This is a genomic window from Paenibacillus campi (assembly GCF_034659835.1).
GTDB lineage: Bacteria > Bacillota > Bacilli > Paenibacillales > Paenibacillaceae > Saccharibacillus > Saccharibacillus campi.
In genome coordinates, this window is sequence record NZ_JAXSQZ010000013.1 from 36984 (window position 1) to 57465 (window position 20482).

Annotated in this window: 29 protein-coding genes; all 29 read left to right on the forward strand. The window is 46.6% G+C overall.

The features are described 5' to 3' along the window. Window positions 1-48 precede the first annotated feature (48 nt). The 29 genes from rpoC to U1I11_RS20605 all read left to right on the forward strand — a co-directional run bounded on the left by rpoC (window position 49) and on the right by U1I11_RS20605 (window position 20482). The gene (gene rpoC, locus U1I11_RS20465; protein WP_322907985.1) at window positions 49-3663 is read left to right on the forward strand and encodes a DNA-directed RNA polymerase subunit beta'; all 3615 of its coding nucleotides are present in this window, start codon (window positions 49-51) and stop codon (window positions 3661-3663) included. Between the two features lie 273 nt (window positions 3664-3936). Next, window positions 3937-4185: a ribosomal L7Ae/L30e/S12e/Gadd45 family protein gene (locus U1I11_RS20470; RefSeq protein ID WP_322907986.1), complete on the forward strand. Its 249-nt coding sequence runs from the start codon at window positions 3937-3939 to the stop codon at window positions 4183-4185. 134 nt (window positions 4186-4319) lie between these two features. After that, a complete protein-coding gene (gene rpsL / locus U1I11_RS20475; protein WP_188777916.1) occupies window positions 4320-4739 on the forward strand; it encodes a 30S ribosomal protein S12 in 420 nt (139 codons plus the stop codon). Between the two features lie 50 nt (window positions 4740-4789). Beyond that, the gene (gene rpsG / locus U1I11_RS20480) at window positions 4790-5260 is read left to right on the forward strand and encodes a 30S ribosomal protein S7 (protein WP_017815359.1); all 471 of its coding nucleotides are present in this window, start codon (window positions 4790-4792) and stop codon (window positions 5258-5260) included. Between the two features lie 50 nt (window positions 5261-5310). After that, a complete protein-coding gene (gene fusA / locus U1I11_RS20485; RefSeq protein ID WP_322907987.1) occupies window positions 5311-7383 on the forward strand; it encodes an elongation factor G in 2073 nt (690 codons plus the stop codon). Window positions 7384-7502: 119 nt separating this feature from the next. Next, window positions 7503-8693 (forward strand): elongation factor Tu, encoded by a 1191-nt coding sequence (gene tuf / locus U1I11_RS20490; RefSeq protein ID WP_322907988.1) that lies wholly within the window; start codon window positions 7503-7505, stop codon window positions 8691-8693. Window positions 8694-9025: 332 nt separating this feature from the next. Beyond that, window positions 9026-9334: a 30S ribosomal protein S10 gene (gene rpsJ, locus U1I11_RS20495; protein WP_017692074.1), complete on the forward strand. Its 309-nt coding sequence runs from the start codon at window positions 9026-9028 to the stop codon at window positions 9332-9334. A 45-nt stretch (window positions 9335-9379) separates the two neighbouring features. After that, entirely contained in the window at window positions 9380-10003 is a 624-nt protein-coding gene (rplC, locus tag U1I11_RS20500) for a 50S ribosomal protein L3 (protein ID WP_322907989.1), read from the forward strand. A 25-nt stretch (window positions 10004-10028) separates the two neighbouring features. After that, window positions 10029-10652, forward strand: a complete 624-nt coding sequence (rplD, locus tag U1I11_RS20505; protein WP_322907990.1) for a 50S ribosomal protein L4 — start codon at window positions 10029-10031, stop codon at window positions 10650-10652. After that, a complete protein-coding gene (gene rplW / locus U1I11_RS20510; protein ID WP_188777907.1) occupies window positions 10652-10945 on the forward strand; it encodes a 50S ribosomal protein L23 in 294 nt (97 codons plus the stop codon). The genes rplD and rplW overlap by 1 nt, the downstream gene beginning before the upstream one ends. Before the next feature lie 13 nt (window positions 10946-10958). Next, window positions 10959-11789: a 50S ribosomal protein L2 gene (gene rplB / locus U1I11_RS20515; protein ID WP_322907991.1), complete on the forward strand. Its 831-nt coding sequence runs from the start codon at window positions 10959-10961 to the stop codon at window positions 11787-11789. Between the two features lie 62 nt (window positions 11790-11851). Next, window positions 11852-12130, forward strand: coding sequence for a 30S ribosomal protein S19 (gene rpsS, locus U1I11_RS20520; protein WP_188777901.1), 279 nt, complete (start codon window positions 11852-11854; stop codon window positions 12128-12130). 35 nt (window positions 12131-12165) lie between these two features. After that, a complete protein-coding gene (rplV, locus tag U1I11_RS20525; RefSeq protein ID WP_188777899.1) occupies window positions 12166-12513 on the forward strand; it encodes a 50S ribosomal protein L22 in 348 nt (115 codons plus the stop codon). Between the two features lie 15 nt (window positions 12514-12528). Then, on the forward strand, window positions 12529-13194 hold the full coding sequence (rpsC, locus tag U1I11_RS20530; protein ID WP_188777897.1) for a 30S ribosomal protein S3: 666 nt from the start codon (window positions 12529-12531) through the stop codon (window positions 13192-13194). 2 nt (window positions 13195-13196) lie between these two features. Beyond that, entirely contained in the window at window positions 13197-13631 is a 435-nt protein-coding gene (gene rplP, locus U1I11_RS20535) for a 50S ribosomal protein L16 (RefSeq protein ID WP_322907992.1), read from the forward strand. Then, window positions 13621-13821, forward strand: a complete 201-nt coding sequence (gene rpmC, locus U1I11_RS20540; RefSeq protein WP_017815370.1) for a 50S ribosomal protein L29 — start codon at window positions 13621-13623, stop codon at window positions 13819-13821. The genes rplP and rpmC overlap by 11 nt, the downstream gene beginning before the upstream one ends. A 51-nt stretch (window positions 13822-13872) precedes the next feature. Continuing rightward, window positions 13873-14136, forward strand: a complete 264-nt coding sequence (gene rpsQ / locus U1I11_RS20545; protein ID WP_322907993.1) for a 30S ribosomal protein S17 — start codon at window positions 13873-13875, stop codon at window positions 14134-14136. A gap of 40 nt (window positions 14137-14176) precedes the next feature. Beyond that, window positions 14177-14545 carry a 50S ribosomal protein L14 gene (rplN, locus tag U1I11_RS20550; RefSeq protein ID WP_322907994.1) on the forward strand — a complete coding sequence of 123 codons (369 nt, stop codon included), beginning with the start codon at window positions 14177-14179 and terminating at the stop codon, window positions 14543-14545. Window positions 14546-14598: 53 nt separating this feature from the next. Further along, window positions 14599-14955 carry a 50S ribosomal protein L24 gene (gene rplX / locus U1I11_RS20555; RefSeq protein WP_229685996.1) on the forward strand — a complete coding sequence of 119 codons (357 nt, stop codon included), beginning with the start codon at window positions 14599-14601 and terminating at the stop codon, window positions 14953-14955. Between the two features lie 33 nt (window positions 14956-14988). Beyond that, complete coding sequence (rplE, locus tag U1I11_RS20560) at window positions 14989-15531, forward strand: 50S ribosomal protein L5 (protein ID WP_322907995.1); 543 nt, start codon at window positions 14989-14991, stop codon at window positions 15529-15531. A 70-nt stretch (window positions 15532-15601) separates the two neighbouring features. After that, window positions 15602-15787: a type Z 30S ribosomal protein S14 gene (locus tag U1I11_RS20565; protein ID WP_013312154.1), complete on the forward strand. Its 186-nt coding sequence runs from the start codon at window positions 15602-15604 to the stop codon at window positions 15785-15787. Window positions 15788-15819: 32 nt separating this feature from the next. Continuing rightward, window positions 15820-16218 carry a 30S ribosomal protein S8 gene (gene rpsH / locus U1I11_RS20570; RefSeq protein WP_322907996.1) on the forward strand — a complete coding sequence of 133 codons (399 nt, stop codon included), beginning with the start codon at window positions 15820-15822 and terminating at the stop codon, window positions 16216-16218. Between the two features lie 31 nt (window positions 16219-16249). Then, window positions 16250-16792 carry a 50S ribosomal protein L6 gene (gene rplF / locus U1I11_RS20575; protein ID WP_322907997.1) on the forward strand — a complete coding sequence of 181 codons (543 nt, stop codon included), beginning with the start codon at window positions 16250-16252 and terminating at the stop codon, window positions 16790-16792. A gap of 81 nt (window positions 16793-16873) precedes the next feature. After that, window positions 16874-17239, forward strand: coding sequence for a 50S ribosomal protein L18 (gene rplR / locus U1I11_RS20580; RefSeq protein ID WP_322907998.1), 366 nt, complete (start codon window positions 16874-16876; stop codon window positions 17237-17239). Window positions 17240-17265: 26 nt separating this feature from the next. Then, the gene (gene rpsE, locus U1I11_RS20585) at window positions 17266-17763 is read left to right on the forward strand and encodes a 30S ribosomal protein S5 (protein ID WP_188777883.1); all 498 of its coding nucleotides are present in this window, start codon (window positions 17266-17268) and stop codon (window positions 17761-17763) included. Between the two features lie 12 nt (window positions 17764-17775). Then, window positions 17776-17961 (forward strand): 50S ribosomal protein L30, encoded by a 186-nt coding sequence (gene rpmD / locus U1I11_RS20590; protein ID WP_322907999.1) that lies wholly within the window; start codon window positions 17776-17778, stop codon window positions 17959-17961. A gap of 46 nt (window positions 17962-18007) precedes the next feature. Then, window positions 18008-18448 carry a 50S ribosomal protein L15 gene (rplO, locus tag U1I11_RS20595; protein WP_322908000.1) on the forward strand — a complete coding sequence of 147 codons (441 nt, stop codon included), beginning with the start codon at window positions 18008-18010 and terminating at the stop codon, window positions 18446-18448. Then, window positions 18448-19746 (forward strand): preprotein translocase subunit SecY, encoded by a 1299-nt coding sequence (gene secY, locus U1I11_RS20600; RefSeq protein WP_322908001.1) that lies wholly within the window; start codon window positions 18448-18450, stop codon window positions 19744-19746. Before rplO ends, secY begins: the two co-directional genes overlap by 1 nt. 91 nt (window positions 19747-19837) lie before the next feature. Next, entirely contained in the window at window positions 19838-20482 is a 645-nt protein-coding gene (locus tag U1I11_RS20605) for an adenylate kinase (protein WP_322908002.1), read from the forward strand.

Genomic DNA, 20482 nt, shown 5'->3' on the forward strand with positions numbered 1-20482 from the left:
ATACAGAGTTTTATAATAAATAGGATTTGGCCTTAGGAGGGGTGTCTCTTGATAGACGTTAACAATTTCGAATTTATGAAAATTGGGCTTGCTTCCCCAGACAAAATTCGTTCTTGGTCCCGCGGAGAAGTTAAAAAACCGGAGACAATCAACTACCGTACGCTCAAACCGGAAAAGGACGGTCTGTTCTGCGAACGCATTTTTGGACCGACCAAAGACTGGGAGTGTCATTGTGGTAAATACAAGCGCGTACGTTACAAAGGGGTCGTTTGTGACCGTTGTGGCGTTGAAGTAACTCGTGCCAAAGTACGCCGTGAGCGTATGGGACACATCGAATTGGCAGCACCGGTATCGCATATTTGGTACTTTAAAGGTATCCCGAGCCGTATGGGTCTGGCACTGGACATGTCCCCACGTTCCCTGGAAGAAGTTATTTATTTTGCATCTTATGTTGTTACTGATCCAGGCGAGACACCACTGGAAAAGAAACAACTGCTGTCCGAAAAAGAATACCGCAGCTACCGTGAAAAATACGGCTACGGCTTCCAAGCAGGTATGGGTGCAGAAGCGATCAAAAAATTGCTGCAAGACCTCGATCTGGAAAAAGAACTGGAATTTTTGCGTGAGGAGCTGCGTACCGCTCAAGGTCAGCGTCGTAATCGTGCGATCAAACGCCTTGAAGTTATCGAAGCATTCCGTAACTCCGGTAACTCTCCGGATTGGATGATCATGGATGTATTGCCGGTTATTCCACCGGAAATTCGTCCGATGGTACAGCTGGATGGCGGACGTTTTGCAACATCCGACTTGAACGATCTGTATCGTCGTGTCATCAACCGTAACAACCGTCTGAAACGTCTGCTTGATTTGGGCGCACCTGACATTATCGTACAAAACGAGAAACGTATGCTACAAGAAGCGGTAGATGCTTTGATCGATAACGGCCGTCGCGGACGTCCGGTAACCGGTCCTGGTAACCGTCCACTGAAATCCCTGAGCCATATGCTGAAAGGTAAACAGGGTCGTTTCCGTCAAAACTTGCTCGGTAAACGTGTCGACTATTCCGGTCGTTCCGTTATCGTTGTAGGGCCTTACCTGAAAATGTACCAGTGCGGTCTGCCAAAAGAAATGGCACTGGAACTGTTCAAGCCGTTCGTCATGAAAGAGCTGGTGAACAAAGGTCTAGCACACAACATTAAGAGTGCAAAACGCAAAGTAGAACGCGTAAGCCCTGAAGTGTGGGATGTGTTGGAAGAAGTGATCAGAGAACACCCTGTTCTGCTTAACCGTGCACCGACGCTGCACAGACTCGGTATTCAAGCATTTGAACCGATTCTCGTTGAAGGTCGTGCAATCCGTCTGCATCCGCTCGTATGTACAGCATATAACGCTGACTTTGACGGTGACCAGATGGCGGTTCACGTTCCATTGTCCGCTGAAGCACAAGCTGAAGCACGCCTGCTGATGCTGGCATCCGGTAACATCCTTAACCCTAAAGACGGTAAACCGGTTGTTACGCCATCCCAGGATATGGTGCTTGGTTCGTACTATCTGACGATGGACAATATGGAAGCCAAAGGCGCAGGTATGATTTTGCGCACCGTTAACGAAGCGGTATCCGCTTATCAACGTGGCACAGCTTCCTTGCATGCACGCGTAGCGATTCCGGCTAAAGCTTTAGGTAAAACAAGCTTTACGGAGAAACAACAAACCGGTCTGCTCGTAACGACGGTTGGACGGATTATCTTTAACGAGATTTTCCCGGAATCGTTCCCTTATATTAACGAACCAACTCGTGCTAACCTGTATCAAGGTATTCCGGATCACTACTTCATTTACGAAAAAGGTACAGATGTACTGGAGTTTATGAAGGCTGTTCCACAAACCGGCGCTGTCGGCAAAGAATATCTCGGTACGATCATCGCGCGTTGTTTTGAAATTTATCATACAACATTGACTTCGGTCATTTTGGACAAAATCAAGCAGCTTGGTTTCACATACTCCACACGTGCCGGTATTACCGTTGCGGTGTCGGACGTTGTCGTTCCACCGGAAAAAACCGCATTGCTGGCTGAATCCGATAAAAAAGTTGCCGTTATTACGAACCAATACCGCCGTGGTCTGATCACCAACGAGGAGCGCTATGACCGTGTTATCGAAATCTGGTCCCGTACGAAGGACGAGCTGACCGATATTCTCATGAAGTCGATGGATCGTTACAACTCCATCATGCTTATGGTTGATTCTAAAGCCCGGGGTAACAAATCGCAGATCACCCAGCTGGGCGGTATGCGTGGTCTGATGGCGAACCCATCCGGTCGTATTATCGAGCTCCCAATCAAATCGAATTTCCGTGAAGGTCTGACTGTCCTTGAGTACTTCCTATCCACTCACGGTGCGCGTAAAGGTCTGGCGGATACAGCGCTTCGTACGGCTGACTCCGGTTACCTGACTCGCCGCCTTGTTGACGTAGCACAGGACGTAATCGTGCGCGAAGACGATTGCGGAACCGACAAAGGCTTTATCGTTGGTCGTATCCAAGATGGTAAAGAAGTTATCGAAGACCTGTACGATCGTCTGGAAGGACGTTACTGTTTCGAAACTGTTCGTCATCCGGAAACCGGCGAACTGATCGTTGGTCGCAACGAACTGATCGACTCCGACAAAGCGGAAGCGATCGTTGCTGCCGGCATTAACAAAGTACAGATTCGTTCTGTACTGAGCTGCCGTACGCGTCATGGCGTATGTAAAAAATGTTACGGTCGTAACTTGGCAACTGGTAAACACGTTGAGATCGGTGAAGCGGTTGGTATTATCGCTGCCCAATCGATCGGTGAGCCAGGAACACAGCTCACGATGCGTACGTTCCATACCGGCGGTGTTGCCGGAGACGATATCACACAAGGTTTGCCGCGTATCCAGGAGCTGTTTGAAGCCCGTAACCCTAAAGGTCAGGCGACAATCAGTGAGATCGATGGTACCGTTAAGGAAATTCGCGAAGCGAAAGACCGTCGTGAGATCGAAATCGAAGGCGAAGCGGAAACAAAAGTGTACTCTGTACCTTACGGTTCCCGTCTGCGTGTACGCGAAGGCGCTGAGATCGAAGCAGGGGACGAGCTGACCGAAGGTTCGATCGACCCGAAAGAAATGCTGCGCATCAAAGGTATCCGTGGCGTACAGAACTACATTTTGCAAGAAGTACAGCGCGTATACCGTAACCAGGGCGTAGAAATCAACGATAAACACGTTGAAGTTATGATCCGTCAAATGCTGCGCAAAATCCGTATCGTCGACAACGGCGAAACGACATTGCTGCCAGGTTCTTTTGTCGACATCTACGAATATGAAGATGCCAACAAAGTGGCGATCGTTGCAGATCGTGAGCCTGCCGTTGCGAAACCGGTATTGCTCGGTATTACGAAGGCATCCCTGGAAACAGATTCTTTCCTGTCTGCTGCATCGTTCCAGGAGACGACTCGTGTCCTGACTGATGCTGCAATCAAAGGTAAAGTCGACAAGCTGCTCGGCCTCAAAGAGAACGTTATTATCGGTAAGCTGATTCCTGCCGGAACCGGTATGAACCGTTATCGTAGCGTTAAATTTGAAGAACCAGAGCAACTGGAAGGCAATGAAGAAAACCTGGAAACCGTCACTGTCGAATAGTCGGCAGTAAAGTGTATACAGGTATATGAATAAATATACCGTGGCGGATACATCGGCACGGTAGCTGCAAAACTTCAGCCGGCTGGAAGAAGGGCATTCCTTTTTTCAGACCGGTTACCGTTTTGTAGTTACAGTATAACAACACTTCATACTCGTGATGATTTTTCCAAAACAAATTGATTTATGTATTGACACCTGACCTATAGTAATGCTAATATAGCAAAGGTGCGTGAATAGAACGTTATCCCTGATCTTTTGGAGGGAATCGTAAAGATGACTAATGATAAAGGATTACAGGATGCCCGGATCAAGATCGGCACGAAGCAGACGATGCGAATTGTCGAACAAGGTCAGGCTGAAGAAGTCTATGTTGCGCAGGATGCAGAACAGCATCTGATTACGAAGATCGTACAGTTGTGCGAGAAGCATACCGTCAAAGTCACCTATGTGGAGACGATGAAGGAGCTTGGCAAAGCGTGTGGGATTGAAGTGGGAAGTGCGATGGCTGTCATCCTTAAATAAAGGAAGTCAGGAACGTTTTTGCAGGTCGAGGGACAGGCAAGAACTTTTCATTTGTCCTTTTATGAACCGCCTGGGTCTGTGGGCTTAACAAACGGTTTACAAAAGGAAACATATTGGAAGGAGGTGGCAATACAATGCCAACTATTAATCAATTGGTCCGTAAAGGACGTCAAGCAAAAATCGAGAAATCGAAATCTCCTGCACTGCAAAAAGGGTTTAACGCTCTGAAACGTCAAGAGACAAACCTAAGCGCTCCACAAAAACGTGGTGTTTGCACTCGTGTAGGTACGATGACTCCGAAAAAACCGAACTCCGCGCTTCGTAAGTATGCCCGTGTACGTTTAACTAACCGTATCGAGGTTACTGCTTACATTCCAGGTATCGGTCACAACTTGCAAGAGCACAGCGTCGTACTCGTACGCGGTGGTCGTGTAAAAGACTTACCAGGGGTTCGTTACCATATCGTTCGTGGCGCACTGGATACTGCTGGTGTGAACAACCGTATGCAAGCTCGCTCTAAATATGGTACAAAACGTCCGAAAGAAAAAAAGTAATTTGATCGTGCAGCTGATTAGCACTGCATATTTAAGAAAGGGGGATAAACATGCCAAGAAAAGGTCCAGTTACCAAAAGAGACGTGTTGCCTGATCCGGTATATAACAGCAAGCTTGTTACTCGCCTGATTAACCGCATCATGATCGACGGAAAACGTGGAGTTGCTCAAAGCATTCTTTATAATGCGTTCAACCTGATCCAAGAACGTACAGGAAATGATCCTATGGAAGTATTCGAGGCGGCAATCAAAAACATCATGCCGGTTCTCGAAGTTAAAGCTCGCCGTGTCGGTGGTGCGAACTATCAAGTACCTATCGAAGTTAAGCCGGAGAGACGTACTTCCCTTGGTCTGCGTTGGCTCGTAAACTACTCCCGCAACCGCGGCGAGAAGACGATGGAAGAACGTTTGGCTGCTGAAATCATCGATGCATCCAACAACACTGGCGCATCCGTGAAGAAACGCGAAGACACACACAAAATGGCTGAAGCGAACAAAGCATTCGCACACTACCGCTGGTAGGATTCAAGCCTGTTTTCAAAAATTCATATTTTTGAAGGGAGTACCTATTCATGGCAAGAGAGTTCTCCTTGAAAAATACACGTAATATCGGTATCATGGCGCACATTGACGCTGGTAAAACTACCACTACAGAACGTATCCTGTTTTACACAGGCCGTACGCACAAAATCGGTGAAGTTCACGAAGGTGCTGCGACTATGGACTGGATGGAGCAAGAGCAAGAGCGTGGTATCACAATCACGTCCGCTGCTACCACTGCTCAGTGGAAAGGCTACCGCGTTAATATCATTGATACTCCAGGTCACGTTGACTTCACAGTTGAAGTAGAACGTTCCCTGCGTGTATTGGACGGGGCCGTAGGCGTATTTAGTGCGAAAGAGGGCGTTGAGCCACAATCCGAGACTGTTTGGAGACAAGCAGACCGTTATGGCGTACCTCGTATCGCTTATGTTAATAAAATGGATATTATCGGTGCAGACTATCTGAATGTTGTTAAAGACATGCGCGAGCGTCTGCAAGCTAACGCAGTTGCGATTCAGTTGCCAATCGGCGCTGAAAATGACTTCGTTGGTATCATCGATATCATCGAAATGAAAGCGATCCAGTACAAAGACGATTTGGGTAAAGACCCGGTAGAAATCGATATCCCAGCCGATCTGAAAGATACTGTTGATGAGCTTCGTATGGAACTGGTAGAGAAAGTTTCAGAACTGGATGAAGACCTGATGATGAAATACCTCGAAGGTGAAGAACTGACGATCGACGAGATCAAAGCTGCTCTCCGTAAAGGTGTTTGTGAAGTTAAAATCTTCCCAGTAATCTGTGGTTCCTCTTACCGCAACAAAGGCGTTCAGCCGATGTTGGATGCTGTTATCGACTACCTGCCGTCTCCTCTGGACGTACCGGCGATCAAAGGTGAGCTCGAAGACGGTACAGAAGCAGTTCGTCATTCTTCGGATGAAGAACCGTTCTCTGCGCTTGCATTCAAAATCATGACTGACCCTTATGTTGGTAAACTGACATTTTTCCGTGTATACTCCGGTGTATTGCAATCCGGTTCTTACGTTGTGAATGCCACTAAAGGCAAACGCGAACGTATCGGTCGTATCCTGCAAATGCACGCCAACAGCCGTGAAGAAATCAGCATCGTATATGCTGGTGACATCGCTGCCGCTGTAGGTTTGAAAGATACAGGAACAGGTGATACACTGTGTGATGAGAAACACCCGATCATTCTGGAGTCCATGAACTTCCCTGATCCGGTTATCGAAATCGCTGTAGAACCTAAAACTAAAGCAGACCAAGACAAAATGGCAACTGCTCTGGGCAAACTGACAGAAGAAGACCCTACTCTGCGCGCTTCGACAAACGAAGAAACAGGTCAAACGATCCTGGCAGGTATGGGAGAGCTTCACCTTGATATTATCATCGACCGTATGCGTCGTGAGTTCAAGGTTGAAACTAACGTAGGTCAACCACAGGTTGCTTATCGTGAAACATTCCGTCAGCCAGCTCGCGTCGAAGGTAAATTCGTTCGTCAATCCGGTGGTCGTGGTCAATACGGTCACGTATGGGTTGAGTTCGAACCTCTCGAAGCAGGTACAGGTAACCAATTCGAAAGCAAAATCGTCGGTGGTTCCGTACCAAGAGAATACGTTGGTCCAGCACTTGCAGGTATCGAGGAGCAAATGAAGAACGGTGTTCTGGCAGGCTTCCCGGTTGTAGACGTTAAAGCTACAGTTGTAGACGGCTCTTATCATGATGTCGATTCCAACGAAATGGCGTTCAAAATTGCCGGTTCGATGGCGCTTAAAGCAGCTAAAGACAAGTGTAAACCTGTCCTGCTTGAGCCAATCATGAAAGTTGAAGTTACAGTACCAGAGGAGTACATGGGTGACGTAATGGGTATGCTGAACTCCCGTCGCGGCCGTATCGAAGGTATGGATTCCCGCAGCGGTACTCAAATTATCCGTGCTAAAGTGCCTCTGTCCGAAATGTTTGGTTATTCCACAACACTTCGTTCCGGTACTCAAGGACGCGGCGTGTTCTCCATGGAACTTTCTCATTACGAAGAAGTGCCTAAGAGCATTGCTGAAGCAGTTAGCGCAAAAGCTAACGGCTAATACGCCTAATCTTCGTTTTTACCTATGGGATGTACAGAGAGCGGGTTGACCGCTTTCTGGGTCGCATTCCGTACTTAATTTCAATACACAACACTACCTTTAAGGAGGAAATGTTTAAAATGGCTAAAGCTAAATTTGAACGTAATAAACCGCACGTTAACATCGGTACGATCGGTCACGTCGATCATGGTAAAACAACTCTGACTGCTGCAATCACAACTGTACTGTCCAAAACTTACGGTGGTGCTGCTGTAGCATTCGACCAAATCGATAAAGCTCCAGAAGAGCGCGAGCGCGGTATCACAATCTCTACTGCACACGTAGAGTACGAAACTCCTAACCGTCACTACGCACACGTTGACTGCCCAGGTCACGCCGACTATGTTAAAAACATGATCACTGGCGCAGCACAAATGGACGGAGCGATCCTGGTTGTATCCGCAGCTGACGGCCCTATGCCACAGACTCGTGAGCACATCCTGCTTTCCCGTCAAGTAGGTGTTCCTTACATCGTCGTATTCCTGAACAAATGTGATATGGTTGAAGACGAAGAACTGTTGGAACTGGTTGAAATGGAAGTTCGTGACCTGCTGAGCGAGTACGAATTCCCAGGCGACGACACTCCAATCACTCGCGGTTCTGCTCGTGAAGCTCTGCAAAACCCAGAAGGTGAGTGGGCTAAGAAAATCGTTGAGATGTTCGAAACAATCGATACTTACATCCCAACTCCAGAGCGTCAAACTGACAAGCCTTTCCTGATGCCTGTCGAGGACGTATTCTCCATCACTGGTCGTGGTACAGTTGCGACTGGTCGTGTAGAGCGTGGTGTGGTTAAAGTCGGCGATGAAATCGAAATCGTTGGTATCCACGAAGAAACTAAAAAATCCGTAGTTACGGGCGTAGAAATGTTCCGTAAATTGCTGGATTCCGCTCAAGCGGGTGACAACATCGGCGCACTGCTGCGTGGTGTTGATCGTACTCAAATCGAGCGTGGACAAGTACTGTCCAAACCGGGTTCCGTTAACCCACACACTGAGTTCTCCGCTCAGGTTTACGTTCTGACAAAAGAAGAAGGTGGCCGTCACAAGCCTTTCTTCAGTGGTTACCGTCCACAGTTCTACTTCCGTACAACTGACGTAACAGGTATCATCACTCTGCCAGAAGGTACTGAAATGGTTATGCCTGGTGATAACATCACAGTTACAGTATCCCTGATCAACCCAATCGCAATCGAAGAAGGTACTCGCTTCGCGATTCGTGAAGGCGGACGTACTGTAGGCGCTGGCGCGGTTGCTAGCATCTCCAAATAATTAATCTTTCCTCGCGCTCTTGTAAGAGATCAGGAAGATTTCTCATAAGCAACATTGTATTGTAACGAAGCAACATTGTATCCTAATCGAACGTCAAGATAAGGCCTGCTTCCTTCATTAGTGAAGCAGGTCTTATTTTTTTATGTAAAAGTTTCAAAAAACACTTGCGTCAATGCTAACTCATCATATATAATAGTTAATGTTGTGCTGAGACGTTGCGATGATGTGAGAGGTTACTGACACACCCGGCTCCTTTGCCATGAGCGGTGCGGTCGGAAAATTTTCACGGAGTATGTCCGATAATAAATTGGGCGATAGAAGGAGGGACTAAAATGGCAAAGCAGAAAATTCGTATTCGCTTGAAAGCATACGATCACAGAATTCTTGATCAATCCGCAGAGAAAATCGTTGAAACGGCTAAACGTTCCGGCGCAGGAGTATCGGGACCGATCCCGCTGCCGACTGAGAAACAAATCATTACGATTCTCCGTGCGGTACACAAATACAAAGATTCTCGTGAGCAATTCGAACAACGTACACATAAACGTTTGATCGATATTGTAAACCCAACTCCACAAACTGTGGATGCTCTGATGCGTCTGGACTTACCGTCTGGCGTAGATATCGAAATTAAATTGTAATCCACATAGATTGTGGTACTACGGAAAGTAGAAAGAGGTGTCAACATGAAAGGTATCTTAGGAAGAAAACTGGGTATGACTCAAGTCTTTACCGCGGAAGGTAACGTTATTCCTGTAACGGTTATCGAAGCTGGACCATGTGTGGTTCTGCAGAAGAAAGACCTGGAAAATGACGGATACGAAGCGGTACAAATCGGTTTTGCCGACAAGAAAGCTAATCGCGCAAACAAACCGGAAGCAGGACATGCTACTAAAGCAAACACTGTGCCTAAGCGCTACGTTCGCGAAATTCGCGGTGTTGACCTCGCTAGTGTCGAGGTTGGCCAGGAACTGAAAGCAGATTTGTTTGCTCAAGGTGAATTCGTTGATGTAACGGGTATTTCCAAAGGTAAAGGTTTTGCCGGCGTAATTAAACGTTGGGGCCAAAGCCGCGGACCAATGTCTCACGGTTCCCGTTACCATCGTAGACCAGGTTCTATGGGTTCCATCCAGGCTAACCGTGTACCAAAAGGTAAACGACTGCCAGGACATATGGGTCATGATACAGTAACGATCCAACGTCTTGAAGTGATTCGTGTCGATGCTGAGCGTAACGTAATTCTCGTTAAAGGCTCCATTCCAGGCCCGAAAAACAGCTTCGTTAAAGTAAAAGAAACGGTGAAGAAATAAGTAAAAAAGAAAGGAGGAACATGAAATGCCAAAAGTAGCACTTTACAGCATTGATGGCAAACAAGTAGGCGAGATCGAATTGAACGATTCCGTATTCGGTATCGAGCCTCATGCCAGCGTGCTCCACGATGCAGTAGTTATGCAACGCGCTTCCCTTCGTCTGGGTACTCACAAAGTTAAAGGACGTTCTGAAGTACGCGGTGGTGGACGTAAACCTTGGAAACAAAAAGGAACTGGACGTGCCCGTCAGGGTTCTATCCGTTCTCCACAATGGAAAGGCGGCGGCGTAGTATTCGGACCGACTCCGCGTAGCTATGCTTTCAAACTGCCTAAAAAAGTTCGTCGTCTGGCGATCAAATCGGCTCTGTCTTCCAAAGTGATTGCTAACGAAATCATCGTTCTGGACGCTCTGACTCTGAGCACTCCAAAAACAAAAGACTTCGTAGCGATTCTGAACAACCTGAATGTAGACCGTAAAGCATTGATCGTTGCTTCGGAATACGATAACAACGTTGCTCTGTCGACTCGTAACATCCCAGGTGTTAAATTCGTTGCAGCTGATGGTGTAAATGTTCTCGACGTGCTCGTGCACGACAAACTGATTCTGACTAAGGATGCAGTTCAGAAGGTACAGGAGGTGTTCGCGTAATGAAGGATCCTCGTGATATCATTAAGCGTCCGGTAATTACTGAGCGCACTGCTGAGTATATGAGCGAATTGAAATATGCTTTCGAAGTTGACATTCGTTCTAACAAAACCGAAATCAAAAAGGCAATTGAAGAAATCTTCAAAGTGAAAGTGTCGAAAGTCAACACACTTCGCATGCCTGCTAAACCAAAACGCTATGGTCGCTACAATGGCTATACTTCCGAATGGAAAAAAGCTATCGTAACATTGACTTCAGATAGCAAACCGCTAGAGTTTTTTGAATCTGTAGAGTAAGGAGGGACAACCTGTGCCTATTAAAAAGTACAAACCGACATCGCCGGCTCGTCGTAATATGAGTGTTTCCACATTCGAAGAAATTACAACGAATCAACCGGAGAAAACGTTGCTGGCTCCACTTTTCAAAAAAGCTGGCCGCAACAACCAAGGTAAAATCACTGTTCGTCACCACGGCGGCGGACATAAGCGTAAATATCGTATTATCGACTTCAAACGCAACAAGGATGGAATACCAGGTCGCGTTGCTACAATCGAGTACGATCCAAACCGTACTTCCAACATCGCACTGCTGCACTATGCAGATGGTGAAAAACGTTATATCATCGCTCCAAAAGGACTGAAAGTTGGAGATCAAGTATTCTCCGGCGCGGACGCTGATATCAAAATCGGTAACTCCCTTCCACTGGAAAACATTCCGGTTGGTACAGTTATCCACAACATCGAATTGAAACCAGGTAAAGGTGGTCAGCTCGTTCGCGCAGCTGGTACGGAAGCCCAATTGCTTGGTAAAGAAGAAAGATACGTATCGATTCGCCTGTCTTCCGGTGAAGTACGTCGCGTGCTGAAAGTATGCCGTGCTACAATCGGTTCCGTAGGTAACGAAGATCATGAATTGATCAAAATCGGTAAAGCTGGTCGTAACCGCTGGTTGGGCAAACGTCCACAAGTTCGAGGCGTAGTTATGAACCCTAACGATCACCCACACGGTGGTGGTGAAGGTAAAGCTCCGATCGGTCGTAAATCTCCAATGTCGCCTTGGGGTAAACCAACTCTGGGTTACAAAACTCGTAAAAAAGGTAAAGCTTCCGATCAATACATCATTCGTCGCCGCACGAAGTAATCTTTGTGCGTGACCGATGTGTTCGGAAAGAAGCATGAACAGATGAAGGGAGGATTCAATCGATGAGCCGCAGTCTTAAAAAAGGTCCTTTCGTTGATGGATATTTGTTGAAAAAGGTAGAAGTGCTGGATGCTGATAGCAAAAAAGCAGTGATCAAAACTTGGTCCCGTCGCTCTACAATTTTCCCACAATTCATCGGACACACATTTGCTGTCTATGATGGACGCAAACACGTGCCTGTATACGTAACTGAGGATATGGTAGGACACAAACTCGGTGAGTTTGCTCCAACTCGTACGTACAAAGGTCACACTGATGACGACAGAAAAACAAGACGTTAATATAGAGTGGTAACAGTAAGAGAGGAGGTCACGCAATGCAAGCGAAAGCACATGCAAAGTTTGTACGCATCGCTCCGCGCAAAGTTCAACTCGTTGTTGATCTGATCCGCGGTAAGCAAGTTGGTGAAGCGATCGCAATTCTGCGTCACACACCAAAATCTGCGTCTCCGGTAGTTGAGAAGTTGCTCAATTCCGCAATCGCAAACGCTGAGTTCATCAGCTCCGAGAAAAACGAATCTGTGGACGTGAACAGCCTGTTCATCTCCGAGGTTTACGTAAACCAAGGTCCTACTTTGAAACGTTTCCGCCCTCGTGCAATGGGACGCGCAAGTAAGATCAATAAACGCACTAGCCACATTTCTTTGGTGGTAACTGAAAAATAAAAGGAGGGAAAACGTGTGGGCCAAAAGGTAAATCCCATCGGATTGCGTGTAGGTATTATCCGTGACTGGGAATCTAAATGGTATGCTGGTAAAGATTTTGGCGATCTTCTGCTCGAAGACGTGAAAATTCGTGAATACCTGAAGAAGAAACTGAAGGAGTCCGCTGTCTCCCGTATCGAAATCGAGAGAGCGGCTAATCGTGTGAACGTAACAATTCACACCGCAAAACCAGGTATGGTTATCGGACGCGGTGGTTCCGAAGTTGAAGTTCTTCGTAACGAAGTGACTAAAATTGCGGGCGGTAAAAAAGTTCACATCAACATTTCCGAAATCAAAAACCAAGACCTGGATGCAACACTCGTTGCTGAAAGCATTGCACAACAACTGGAACGTCGCGTTTCTTTCCGTCGTGCTCTGAAACAATCGATTCAAAGAACTATGCGCTCTGGCGCTAAAGGTATTAAAACAGCCGTTAGCGGACGTCTTGGCGGTGCTGAAATCGCCCGTTCCGAAGGTTATAGCGAAGGAACTGTTCCACTGCATACACTTCGTGCTGATATCGATTACGGTACAGCTGAAGCTCATACAACTTACGGCCGTATCGGCGTAAAAGTATGGATTTATCGTGGCGAGGTTCTTCCTACGGCTAAGAAACAAGCTGCTCAGGAAGGAGGCAACTAATCATGTTGGTACCTAAACGTGTAAAACACCGTAAACAGCATCGTCCAGGTATGAAAGGACGCGCTAAAGGCGGTACTGAACTGAACTTTGGTGAATTTGGTCTGCAGTCTCTCGAGCCTGCTTGGATCACTAACCGTCAAATCGAAGCTGCTCGTATTGCTATGACTCGTTATATCAAACGTGGCGGTAAAGTATGGATCAAAATTTTCCCGGATAAGCCAATCACTCAAAAACCTCTTGAGGTTCGTATGGGTAGTGGTAAAGGTAACGTAGAGAAATGGGTTGCCATCGTAAAACCAGGAAAAATCATGTTTGAACTTGCCGGCGTATCTGAGGAAATCGCGCGTGAAGCAATGCGTCTGGCTTCCCATAAGCTGCCTGTAAAAACTAAGTTTGTGAAACGTGAAGAATTGGGTGGTGAAGCAAATGAAGGCTAATGAATTGCGCAACCTTACCACTGCTGAAATCGAGCAAAAGATTGCTGGTTTTAAAGAGGAACTCTTTAACCTGCGCTTTCAACTTGCTACCGGTCAATTGGATAACCCTACTCGTATTAGTGCCGTTCGCAAGCAAATTGCACGCGCTAAAACAGTAGTTCGTGAAAGAGAACTCGGAATTACTTCATAATATCCAATATTTGACGGACCGTGAGCCCGTCAGCAAGGGAGGAGGCACACTATGAGCGAACGTAATGCCCGCAAAGTACAGGTAGGTAAAGTAGTCAGCGACAAAATGGACAAAACAATCGTTGTTGCTGTAGAAACTTACAAAAAGCATGATCTGTATCACAAACGCATTAAGTACACTAAGAAATTCAAAGCTCATGATGAAAACAACACTGCGAAAATCGGTGATACTGTTAAAATCATGGAAACTCGTCCACTGTCGAAAGACAAAAACTGGAGACTTGTGGAAATCGTAGAAGAAGCAGTCACCATTTAAGGATGAACGATAGATAAGCTGTCCGGAAGGAGGAAGTAAAATGATTCAACCATTTACACGTTTGGCTGTAGCCGATAACTCCGGCGCAAAAGAACTGATGTGTATCCGCGTATTGGGTGGTACTGGACGCCGTACAGCTGCAATCGGTGACACTATCATCTGTTCCGTAAAACAAGCAACACCAGGCGGCGTTGTCAAAAAAGGTGATGTAGTTAAAGCAGTAGTTGTTCGTACGAAAAGCTCTGTACGTCGTAAAGACGGTTCTTACATCGCATTTGACGAAAACGCAGCAGTGGTAATCAAAGACGACAAAGGCCCTCGTGGTACTCGTATCTTTGGACCAGTTGCTCGTGAACTGCGCGATCGCGATTACATGAAAATCGTTTCCCTGGCTCCAGAAGTCATCTAAACGATTCCGATATAGGGCACTGTGCCTGAGTGAGTTATAGGAGGTGTACAGAAATGGCTAAAGTGAAAAAGGTTTTGGAATCCCACAACAACAAGCTGCACGTTAAAAAGGACGACACGGTTATCGTAATCAGCGGTAAAGACAAAGGTAAAAAAGGTCGCATCATCGCTGCTTATCCTCGTGAAAACCGCGTGCTGGTTGAAGGTGTGAACATGATTACGAAGCATCAAAAACCGTCTCAGCTGAACCCGCAAGGCGGACGCATCGAGCAAGAAGCACCTATCCACGTGTCTAACGTAATGCACGTTGATCCAAAGGACGGAAAAAAAGTAACCCGCGTTGGTTACAAAACACTGGACAACGGCAAGAAAGTTCGTGTGGCTAAGCGCTCCGGCGATACAATCGATTAATAACTACTGTTAAGGAAAGGAGGACCTTACCCAATGGCTTCAAGAATGAAAGATATGTACCTGAACGAAATCGTTCCTGCTCTGACTACGAAGTTTCAATACAAAACGGTAATGCAAGTACCTAAAGTAGAGAAAATCGTTATCAACATGGGTGTGGGCGAAGCAGTATCGAACTCCAAAGTTTTGGACTCTGCTGTAAACGACCTGCAACTGATCGCTGGTCAAAAGCCAATCATCACTCGCGCCAAAAAATCCATCGCTGGATTCAAATTGCGTGAAGGTATGCCAATCGGTGTTAAAGTAACACTGCGTGGTGATCGCATGTACTACTTCCTGGACAAACTGGTAAATATCACACTGCCGCGCGTACGCGACTTCCGTGGTGTTTCTTCCAAAGCGTTTGACGGTCGTGGTAACTACACACTGGGTCTTAAAGAACAACTGATCTTCCCAGAGATCGAATACGATAAAGTCGATAAAGTACGTGGTATGGATATCGTTATCGTAACAACTGCGAAAACAGACGAAGAGTCCCGTGAGCTTCTGACTCAACTGGGAATGCCTTTCGTAAAATAAGATGGACAAGGTACGGGGTTCGAATATAAGCCCCTTTTTCTCCGAAAATATTTAGGAGGTGTCAGGCGAAGTGGCTAAAACTTCAATGAAGGTTAAACAACAGCGTACTCCGAAGTTCAAAGTGCGTGCGTATACTCGTTGCGAGCGTTGTGGTCGTCCACATTCCGTTTTGCAAAAGTTTAAAATCTGCCGTATTTGCTTCCGCGAATTGGCGTACAAAGGCCAGATTCCTGGCGTGAAAAAAGCAAGTTGGTAAATCATTGATTAACAGGAAGGAGGTTCACACACATGTCTATGTCAGACCCAATTGCTGATATGCTTACACGTATTCGTAACGCCAACACTGTGCGTCACGAAACAGTAGAAGTTCCAGCTTCCAAAATGAAAAAGCAAATCGCTGATATTTTGAAGCGTGAAGGCTTCATTCGTGATGCTGAATTCATCGAGGACAACAAACAAGGAATTATCCGTATTTTCCTGAAATACGGTCAAAATAACGAACGCGTAATTACTGGCCTGAAACGTATCAGTAAACCAGGACTTCGTGTTTACACAAAGAGCAATGAGGTTCCTCGTGTTCTTGGTGGACTCGGAATCGCGATCATCTCTACTTCAAACGGAGTAGTAACTGATAAAGAAGCTCGTCAAGCAAAAAGCGGCGGCGAAGTTGTTTGTTACGTTTGGTAATTGACGTCATAAAATAAGGAGGTGCAATGCAATGTCCCGTATTGGTCGTAAACCAATTGAAGTACCAAGTGGTGTAGAGGTGTCTTTGAACAACACTACCTTGACGGTGAAAGGGCCGAAAGGCAGCCTGTCCCGTGAAGTTCACCAAGATATGAAAGTAGTCATTGAAGGTAACGTGATCACGATTGAGCGTCCTTCTGACAACAAACTGCATCGTTCCCTGCACGGAACTACACGCAGTGTAGTAAGCAACATGGTTAGCGGAGTAACTACTGGTTTCTCCAAAGCCCTGGAATTGGTTGGTGTCGGATACCGCGCAAGCAAATCTGGCGACAAAATCGTTCTGAACGTTGGTTACTCTCACCCGGTAGAAATCACTCCAGAAGCTGGCATCGAATTCGATGTTCCTTCTAACACACGTATCGTCGTTAACGGTATCGACAAAGAGCGCGTAGGTGCTTATGCTGCGAAAATCCGTTCCGTTCGTGAACCAGAGCCGTATAAAGGTAAAGGTATCAAGTACGAAGGCGAACGCATTCTGCGTAAAGAAGGTAAAGCTGGTAAGAAGAAGTAAGCTAGGGGATAATGTTGCATTACCCCGAGCTGCTTAGCTTGAAGCTGGCTCATGTAAAATGAAAGGAGTGAAAGATAAGTCATGATTACTAAAGCGGATAAAAACAAAGCTCGTCTGAAAAGACACATGCGTGTTCGTAAGAACATCACTGGTACAGCTACACGTCCACGTCTGAACGTGTTCCGTTCTTCCAAACACATTTATGCTCAATTGATCGATGACGTGGCTGGCGTAACTCTCGTTGCTGCTTCCACTCTGGATAAAGAGCTTAGCGAAATCAAAAACGGCGGTAGCGTTGAAGCGGCTACTCAAGTTGGCGAACTGATCGCGAAGCGTGCGAAAGAACAAGGACACGAAGTTGTAGTATTCGATCGCGGTGGCTATTTGTATCACGGACGGATTAAAGCCCTGGCAGATGCAGCTCGTGAAGCGGGTCTTCAATTCTAATCTATTGCAAAAAGGAGGTAAACGACTTGCGTATTGATCCAAACACTTTGGAACTGACTGAAAGAGTAGTTCACATCAACCGTGTTGCTAAAGTAGTAAAGGGCGGACGCCGTTTTAGCTTTAGCGCGCTGGTAGTAGTAGGCGATGGTAAAGGCTGGGTTGGTGCTGGTCTGGGTAAAGCTGGCGAAGTACCTGACGCGATCCGTAAAGGTATCGAAGATGCCAAGAAAAACCTGATCCACGTTCCACTCGTAGGAACAACAATTCCTCACCTGGTAAACGGTAAATTCGGCGCAGGCCGCGTTATGCTGAAACCAGCATCGGAAGGTACTGGCGTTATCGCTGGTGGTCCAGTTCGTGCTGTTCTGGAACTTGCCGGCGTAGGCGACATCTTGACAAAATCCCTGGGTTCTTCGAATTCCATGAACATGGTTAACGCTACACTTGAAGGCTTGTCTCGCCTGAAACGTGCTGAAGACGTAGCTAAACTGCGTGGAAAAACAATCGAAGAACTGCTCGGTTAAGGAGGGAATCACATGGCTAAATTGGAAATTACCCTCGTCCGTAGCGTGATTGGCCGTCCAGAAACACAACGTGTTACTGTGAAAACATTGGGTCTGCGCAAGCTGAACCATTCGGTCATTCAAGAAGACAATGCTGCAATTCGCGGTATGGTTAACCAAGTACAACACTTGGTATCTGTAAAAGAAATTCAAGGCTAATTGATCGAAAGATTAGCCTATTATCAATAAGGAGGTGCAACGAACGATGAAATTGCATGAGCTTTCTCCAGCTCCTGGTTCCCGTAAAGAACGCAAACGCGTAGGTCGTGGTACTAGTAGCGGTACAGGTAAAACATCGGGTCGTGGTCACAAAGGACAAAACTCCCGCTCTGGCGGTGGCGTGCGTCCAGGATTTGAAGGCGGTCAAAACCCATTGTATCGTCGTTTGCCGAAACGTGGATTTGTTAACCCTACCCGTAAAGAGTATGCTCTAGTAAATGTAGCTGAGCTGAACAAGCTGGCTGCTGATACTGAAGTAACTCCTGAGTTCTTGATGGAACAAGGTATTGTTAAAAATGCACAAAGCGGTATTAAGATCCTCGGTAACGGTGATCTGACTGTAAAACTGACTGTAAAAGCGAATAAGTTCTCTCAATCTGCGGTAGAGAAGATCGAGGCTGCCGGCGGTAAAACCGAGGTGATCTAATGTTCAAGACCCTGAAGAATATATGGCGGGTGGAAGACCTTAGAAATCGGATACTTTTTACTTTGCTGGTGCTGATTGTCTACCGTATCGGTTCGTTTGTACCAGTACCTGGAGTAAACACGCAAGTTTTCACTGCTGTAAATAACCAGGGGCAAGAATTGTTCGGTCTTCTAAACACTTTTTCCGGTGGTGCATTGTCTCGATTCTCGATCTTTGCTCTCGGAATTATGCCGTATATCACTGCGTCCATCATCGTACAGCTTTTGTCGATGGACGTTATTCCGAAATTTGCGGAATGGGCCAAACAAGGGGAACACGGTAAAAAGAAACTGGCACAGGTTACCCGTTATGGCACGATCATTTTGGGTCTGATCCAGGCTTTTGGTACGTCTATCGGCTTTAACCGTTTGTACAATACAGAGATGATTCCAGGCGCTACGTTTTGGAGTTACGCTTTGATTGCGATCGTATTAACTGCTGGTACATCCTTCCTAATGTGGTTGGGTGAGCAAATTACCGAAAAAGGAATTGGTAACGGGATTTCGATTATTATCTTCGCTGGTATCGTTGCGGCTATTCCGCAGCATATCCGTGATATGGTTCAATCGGATTTCCTTACCCAGGGTCAGACGTTCATGAACGTGATCAAGCTGGCCGTCGTTGTTATCGTCGTTGTGTTGATTGTAGTGGGTGTTATCTTTATCCAACAAGGGATTCGGAAAATTCCGGTACAATATGCAAAACGTGTCGTTGGTAACAAAATGTACGGTGGGCAGAACACACATATTCCATTGAAGATTAACTCGGCTGGTGTAATTCCTGTTATCTTCGCTGTATCCCTGCTGCAATTCCCGATCATTATTGCAAGCTTTTGGTCTACACATGCCTGGGCAAAATGGGTTACCGCAAATCTGTGGTATGACCAACCGCTCGGTATGGTACTGTATGTTGTAATGATTATCGGTTTTACTTTCTTCTATACATTTGTACAAATGAACCCTACGCAAATGGCAGATAATATGAAGAAGAACGGTGGTTACATTCCAGGCGTTCGTCCAGGCAAGCCAACGGCAACGTATCTGACGAAAGTTATGACACGTTTGACGATGACAGGCTCTCTGTTCCTGGCGATCATTTCGGTACTACCGGTATTCCTCGGGGCGCTCTCCGGTTTGCCAAAATCGGTTCAAATCGGCGGTACATCGCTACTCATCGTAATTGGTGTTGCACTGGATACGATGAAAACGATCGAAAGCCAGCTTATCAAACGCCATTACAAAGGTTTTATCAATAAATAGACGGCAGGTTCCGGTGAATGGGTCATTCCGTTCTAACCGGCACCTTTCCGTGCTGTTCTTGCAATAGTCGTTTTGGGGGGAGTGAAGTAGCGTGAACATCATATTCATGGGACCTCCGGGAGCTGGTAAAGGAACACAAGCTGCTGTAATCGTAAAGGAGCTTGGTATTCCTCACATCTCGACAGGCGATGCATTTCGTCTGGCGATCAAGCAGGAGACACCGATCGGCGTAAAAGCAAAATCATACATCGATCAAGGTCTGCTTGTACCGGATGACGTAACCAACGGAATTGTGGAAGAGCGACTCGCTCAACCTGACTGTGAGAAAGGTTTTTTGCTTGACGGTTATCCGAGAACGCTCGCTCAGGCTGAAGCGCTCGACAACATGCTGGCAGCAATGGACCGCAAGCTGGACCACGTAATCAATCTGAAGGTAGACCGCGACAAGCTGCTCGTTCGCATTACCGGACGACGCATTTGCAAAATATGCGGCGCTACGTATCACATTGTTTTCAATCCACCTAAACAAGAGGGCATTTGCGATCTTGATGGTGGTGAGCTCTACCAGAGACCGGATGATAACGAAGAAAGCGTAGCGACTCGTCTTGACGAGTACGGCAACAAAACGGCTCCGCTACTGTCTTACTACGGTGATCAAGGTTTGCTGAGAGACATTGATGGCGAACAAGGCATTGACCAAGTATCCTCCGATATTGTGTCACTGCTTCGGGGTTAA

What these genes read in the sequence shown, in the direction of transcription:
- rplX (WP_229685996.1), top strand. Translation starts at nt 14,599, where the DNA reads ATGGCTAAAGTGAAAAAGGTTTTGGAATCCCACAACAACAAGCTGCAC.
- rplR (WP_322907998.1), top strand. Translation starts at nt 16,874, where the DNA reads ATGATTACTAAAGCGGATAAAAACAAAGCTCGTCTGAAAAGACACATG.
- rpsH (WP_322907996.1), top strand. Translation starts at nt 15,820, where the DNA reads ATGTCTATGTCAGACCCAATTGCTGATATGCTTACACGTATTCGTAAC.
- rplV (WP_188777899.1), top strand. Translation starts at nt 12,166, where the DNA reads ATGCAAGCGAAAGCACATGCAAAGTTTGTACGCATCGCTCCGCGCAAA.
- rpmC (WP_017815370.1), top strand. Translation starts at nt 13,621, where the DNA reads ATGAAGGCTAATGAATTGCGCAACCTTACCACTGCTGAAATCGAGCAA.
- U1I11_RS20470 (WP_322907986.1), top strand. Translation starts at nt 3,937, where the DNA reads ATGACTAATGATAAAGGATTACAGGATGCCCGGATCAAGATCGGCACG.
- rpsL (WP_188777916.1), top strand. Translation starts at nt 4,320, where the DNA reads ATGCCAACTATTAATCAATTGGTCCGTAAAGGACGTCAAGCAAAAATC.
- rpmD (WP_322907999.1), top strand. Translation starts at nt 17,776, where the DNA reads ATGGCTAAATTGGAAATTACCCTCGTCCGTAGCGTGATTGGCCGTCCA.
- rpsS (WP_188777901.1), top strand. Translation starts at nt 11,852, where the DNA reads ATGAGCCGCAGTCTTAAAAAAGGTCCTTTCGTTGATGGATATTTGTTG.
- rpsQ (WP_322907993.1), top strand. Translation starts at nt 13,873, where the DNA reads ATGAGCGAACGTAATGCCCGCAAAGTACAGGTAGGTAAAGTAGTCAGC.
- rplN (WP_322907994.1), top strand. Translation starts at nt 14,177, where the DNA reads ATGATTCAACCATTTACACGTTTGGCTGTAGCCGATAACTCCGGCGCA.
- secY (WP_322908001.1), top strand. Translation starts at nt 18,448, where the DNA reads ATGTTCAAGACCCTGAAGAATATATGGCGGGTGGAAGACCTTAGAAAT.
- rplE (WP_322907995.1), top strand. Translation starts at nt 14,989, where the DNA reads ATGGCTTCAAGAATGAAAGATATGTACCTGAACGAAATCGTTCCTGCT.
- rpsJ (WP_017692074.1), top strand. Translation starts at nt 9,026, where the DNA reads ATGGCAAAGCAGAAAATTCGTATTCGCTTGAAAGCATACGATCACAGA.
- rplO (WP_322908000.1), top strand. Translation starts at nt 18,008, where the DNA reads ATGAAATTGCATGAGCTTTCTCCAGCTCCTGGTTCCCGTAAAGAACGC.
- rplF (WP_322907997.1), top strand. Translation starts at nt 16,250, where the DNA reads ATGTCCCGTATTGGTCGTAAACCAATTGAAGTACCAAGTGGTGTAGAG.
- rpsG (WP_017815359.1), top strand. Translation starts at nt 4,790, where the DNA reads ATGCCAAGAAAAGGTCCAGTTACCAAAAGAGACGTGTTGCCTGATCCG.
- tuf (WP_322907988.1), top strand. Translation starts at nt 7,503, where the DNA reads ATGGCTAAAGCTAAATTTGAACGTAATAAACCGCACGTTAACATCGGT.
- rplP (WP_322907992.1), top strand. Translation starts at nt 13,197, where the DNA reads ATGTTGGTACCTAAACGTGTAAAACACCGTAAACAGCATCGTCCAGGT.
- rplD (WP_322907990.1), top strand. Translation starts at nt 10,029, where the DNA reads ATGCCAAAAGTAGCACTTTACAGCATTGATGGCAAACAAGTAGGCGAG.
- rplW (WP_188777907.1), top strand. Translation starts at nt 10,652, where the DNA reads ATGAAGGATCCTCGTGATATCATTAAGCGTCCGGTAATTACTGAGCGC.
- rplC (WP_322907989.1), top strand. Translation starts at nt 9,380, where the DNA reads ATGAAAGGTATCTTAGGAAGAAAACTGGGTATGACTCAAGTCTTTACC.
- fusA (WP_322907987.1), top strand. Translation starts at nt 5,311, where the DNA reads ATGGCAAGAGAGTTCTCCTTGAAAAATACACGTAATATCGGTATCATG.